This window comes from Pseudomonas sp. PS02303 (genome assembly GCF_029959925.1).
Taxonomy (GTDB): Bacteria; Pseudomonadota; Gammaproteobacteria; order Pseudomonadales; family Pseudomonadaceae; genus Aquipseudomonas; species Aquipseudomonas mandelii.
The window spans coordinates 1-1064 of sequence record NZ_JASCOM010000536.1; the positions used below are offsets into that span (position 1 = coordinate 1).

Below are 1064 nucleotides of genomic sequence, written 5' to 3' on the forward strand. Positions count from 1 at the left end.
GCTCGCGAAGACGGTATCTCAGCGACATTGATGTCGACTGACACGCCCTCTTCGCGAGCAGGCTCGCTCCCACAGGAGAATGTTTTGTTCCCCGAACTCTCAGGAGTCACCGCACTATGAGCCGCGCCCCAGACACATGGATTCTGACCGCCGACTGCCCAAGCGTCCTCGGCACCGTGGACGCGGTGACCCGCTTTCTGTTCGAGCAGGGCTGCTACGTCACCGAGCACCATTCCTTCGATGACCGGCTCTCGGGCCGTTTCTTCATTCGCGTGGAATTCCGCCAGCCCGATGGCTTCGACGAGCAAGCCTTCCGCGCCGGACTGGAAGAGCGTGGCAAAGCCTTCGGCATGGTCTTCGAGCTGACACCGCCGAACTACCGGCCAAAAGTGGTGATCATGGTCTCCAAGGCCGATCACTGCCTCAACGATTTGCTCTACCGTCAACGCATTGGCCAATTGTCGATGGACGTGGCCGCCGTGGTGTCCAACCACCCGGACCTCAAACCGTTGGCCGACTGGCATCAGATTCCGTACTACCACTTCCCGCTGGACCCGAACGACAAGCCGTCGCAAGAGCGTCAGGTGTGGCAGGTGATCGAAGAATCCGGCGCTGAACTGGTGATTCTTGCCCGCTACATGCAAGTCCTCTCGCCAGAGTTGTGCCGCAAACTCGACGGCAAGGCGATCAACATCCATCACTCGTTGCTGCCGGGTTTCAAGGGCGCCAAGCCTTATCACCAGGCCTATAACAAGGGTGTGAAACTGGTCGGCGCCACGGCGCACTACATCAACAACGACCTGGACGAAGGCCCGATCATCGCCCAGGGCGTAGAGGCCGTGGACCACAGTCACTACCCGGAAGACTTGATCGCCAAAGGTCGGGATATCGAAGGGCTGACCCTGGCGCGGGCCGTCGGGTATCACATTGAACGACGAGTGTTTCTCAACGCCAATCGCACGGTCGTTCTCTAGTTCGCTTTCGCGAGCAGGCTCGCTCCCACAGGTTTTGTGTTGGTCACAGACGTGTGTACACCCCCGATCAAATGTGGGAGCGAGCCTGCT

1 protein-coding gene is annotated in these 1064 nt (G+C 59.6%); it reads left to right on the forward strand.

Annotation, left to right across the window (positions count from 1 at the left end; genetic code table 11):
* Nucleotides 1-116 precede the first annotated feature (116 nt).
* Complete coding sequence (gene purU / locus QMX98_RS34735; RefSeq protein ID WP_010467046.1) at nt 117-974, forward strand: formyltetrahydrofolate deformylase; 858 nt, start codon at nt 117-119, stop codon at nt 972-974.
* Nucleotides 975-1064 lie beyond the last annotated feature (90 nt).